Here is a 3,241-nt window from a genome sequence, read left to right as displayed (position 1 = left end):
CCTCACGCGCTACGCCGCGGAACTCGTCGTCCCGCGCGCGGCCCGCCACGAGTGCGCCGTCCTCAAGGCGGTCGCCGACCGGTACGTGATGCAGCGCCCCCAGCAGGAGCGGCTCCGCGCCGACCAGCGCGTCGTCGTCGCCGAGCTGGCGCAGGAGCTGACGGCCCGCGCCCCGGACGGCATGGACCCCCAGTTCCGCGCCCTGTTCGACGACGCGCCCGACGACCGGGCGAGAAAGCGCGTCATCATCGACCAGATCGCCTCCCTGACCGACGCCTCGGCCCGCTCGCTGCACGCCCGGCTCACCGCCGACCGGCCCTGAGGGCATCACCGGAGGCGGTGCGCCGGTGCGGCACGCCCGGGTGGACCCGCCTCGCGCGGTCTGGCGTGCAGGGCCCTCGCGCGCGCCACCCGGTCCGCCCCGACCACTGGGCGTGACGAAAAGTGCGGGAAAAGCAGGGAAAAGCTGCCCTGTTCGGGCCACGCCCCCTTCCCGCATCACGCTCCGTGCGGGACGCTCGCATATGACGGCAGCGCAACGAGGAGGCATCAAGTGGTCGACGCGGACCAGACGTTCGTCATCGTCGGAGGAGGACTCGCCGGCGCGAAGGCCGCCGAGACCCTCCGCTCGGAGGGCTTCACGGGGCGGGTGATCATCATCGGCGACGAACGGGACCACCCGTACGAGCGCCCGCCCTTGTCGAAGGGCTACCTCCAGGGCAAGGAGGAGCGGGACAGCGTCTTCGTCCACGAACCGGCCTGGTACGCGAGCCACGACATCGAGCTCCACCTCGGCCAGACGGTCACCACGATCGACCGTGCCGCGAAGACGGTGCGGCTCGGCGACTCCACCACCATCCGCTACGACAAGCTCCTGCTCGCCACCGGCTCCGAACCACGCCGCCTCGACATCCCCGGCACCGGCCTGGCAGGCGTCCACCACCTGCGCCGCCTGGCCCACGCCGAACGCCTGAAGAACGTGCTGGCCTCGCTCGGCCGGGACAACGGGCATCTCGTCGTCGCCGGCGCGGGCTGGATCGGCCTGGAGGTGGCGGCCGCCGCCCGCGAGTACGGCGCCGAGGTCACCGTCGTCGAACCGGAGGCCACCCCCCTGTACTCCGTGCTCGGCCCCGAGGTCGGGCAGATCTTCACCGAGCTGCACAGCGACCACGGCGTCCGCTTCCACTTCGGCGCCCGGCTCACCGAGATCACCGGCCAGGACGGCATGGTCCTCGCCGCCCTCACCGACGACGGCGAGGAGCACCCGGCGCACGACGTGCTCGCCGCGATCGGCGCCGCCCCGCGCACCGCCCTCGCCGAGTCGACCGGCCTGGACCTCGCCCCCCGGGAGCACGGCGGCGGCATCGCCGTCGACGCCTCCCTGCGCACCTCGGACCCCGACGTCTACGCAGCCGGGGACGTCGCCGCGCTCCAGCACCCGCTGTTCTCGTCCCGGCTGCGCGTCGAGCACTGGGCCAACGCGCTCAACGGCGGCCCGGCCGCGGCCCGCGCCATGCTCGGCCAGGACGTCACCTACGACCGCGTGCCCTACTTCTTCTCCGACCAGTACGACCTGGGCCTGGAGTACTCGGGCTGGGCGCCCCCGGGCAGCTACGACCAGGTGGTGCTGCGCGGCGACGCGGGCAAACGCGAATTCATCGCGTTCTGGCTGCGCGACGGCCAGGTCCTGGCGGGGATGAACGTGAACGTGTGGGACGTCACCGACGAGATCCAGCAGCTGATCCGCTCCGGCGCCAGGCCCGGCACGGAACGCCTGTCCGACCCGACGGTCCCGCTCGGTGATCTTGTGGGGCAGTGACGGGAGGAGTGACGGGAGTGTCGGAGCGCACCCGTAGACTTGCCGCGTGGCAGGCAGGATCAATGACGAGGACGTGAAGGCGGTTCGGGACGCGGTCCCGATCGACGCCGTGGTGTCCGAGTACCTGCAGTTGCGCAACGCGGGCGGCGGGAACCTCAAGGGCCTGTGCCCGTTCCACGACGAGAAGTCCCCGTCCTTCCAGGTCAGCCCGAGCAAGGGGTTCTTCCACTGCTTCGGCTGCCAGGAGGGCGGCGACACCATCACGTTCGTGATGAAGGTCGACCACCTGACCTTCTCCGAGGCGGTGGAGCGCCTGGCCGGCCAGGCCGGCATCACCCTGCGCTACGAAGAGGGCGGGTACAACCCCCAGCACCAGCGCGGCGAGCGCATCCGCCTCGTCGAGGCCCACAAGGTCGCCGCGCAGTTCTACGTCGACCAGCTGGAGTCCCCGGAAGCCGAGATCGGCCGCACGTTCCTCGCCGAGCGCGGCTTCGACCAGGCCGCGGCCGCGCACTTCGGCGTCGGCTACAGCTCGGCGGGCTGGGACCACCTGACCCGGTACCTGCGCGGCAAGGGCTTCAGCGACAAGGAGATCCTGCTCTCCGGGCTCTCCCAGGAGGGCCGCCGCGGCCCCATCGACCGGTTCCGCGGCCGCCTCATGTGGCCGATCCGCGACATCGGCGGCGAAGTCGTCGGCTTCGGCGCCCGCCGCCTGCGCGAGGACGACAACGGCCCCAAGTACCTGAACACGCCCGAGACGCCGATCTACAAGAAGTCCCAGGTCCTGTACGGCATCGACCTCGCGAAGAAGGACATCGCGAAGGCCAGCCGCGCCGTCGTCGTCGAGGGCTACACGGACGTCATGGCCTGCCACCTCGCCGGCATCACCACCGCCATCGCGACCTGCGGCACGGCCTTCGGCACCGACCACATCAAGATCCTGCGCCGCCTGCTGATGGACAACGGCTCGGCGCGGGTGATCTTCACCTTCGACGGCGACGCGGCCGGCCAGAAAGCGGCCCTGCGCGCCTTCGAGGACGACCAGAAGTTCGCCGCCGAGACGTACATCGCGATCGCCCCGGACAACATGGACCCGTGCGACCTGCGCCTGGCCAAGGGCGACGAGGCCGTCGCCGACCTGGTCGAACCCCGCACCCCGCTCTTCGAGTTCGCGCTGCGGCAGATCGTCTCGCGTTACGACCTGGAGACCCCGGCCGGCCGCGCCTCCGCACTCGACGAGGCGGCGCCCGTCGTCGCCCGGATCAAGAACAGCGCCTCCCAGCACGAGGTCGCGGTCCAGCTCGCGGGCATGCTCGGCATCCTCGACACGCAGTTCGTGGTCAAGCGCGTCGCCCAGCTGGCCCGGTGGGCCCGCGACCGCGGCGGCAAGGGCCCGGCGCCGAGCGCGCGGGGCCCGCAGCC

The 3,241-nt window shown here is 71.9% G+C and carries 2 protein-coding genes and 1 pseudogene; all 3 read left to right on the top strand.

From position 1 onward, the window contains the following. Positions 1 to 322, top strand: a pseudogene (locus G3I40_RS01845) (deoxyguanosinetriphosphate triphosphohydrolase); the annotation flags it as partial. 231 nt (positions 323 to 553) lie between these two features. Next, positions 554 to 1,819 carry an FAD-dependent oxidoreductase gene (locus tag G3I40_RS01840; protein WP_164300377.1) on the top strand — a complete coding sequence of 422 codons (1,266 nt, stop codon included), beginning with the start codon at positions 554 to 556 and terminating at the stop codon, positions 1,817 to 1,819. Between the two features lie 46 nt (positions 1,820 to 1,865). Then, positions 1,866 to 3,241 (top strand): DNA primase (dnaG, locus tag G3I40_RS01835; RefSeq protein ID WP_164300376.1); only part of this gene is annotated, 1,376 nt, incomplete at its 3' end.

Source organism: Streptomyces sp. SID14478 (genome assembly GCF_010548525.1).
Taxonomy (GTDB): Bacteria; Actinomycetota; Actinomycetes; order Streptomycetales; family Streptomycetaceae; genus Streptomyces.
This window is presented reverse-complemented; position numbering and strand designations above follow the sequence as displayed.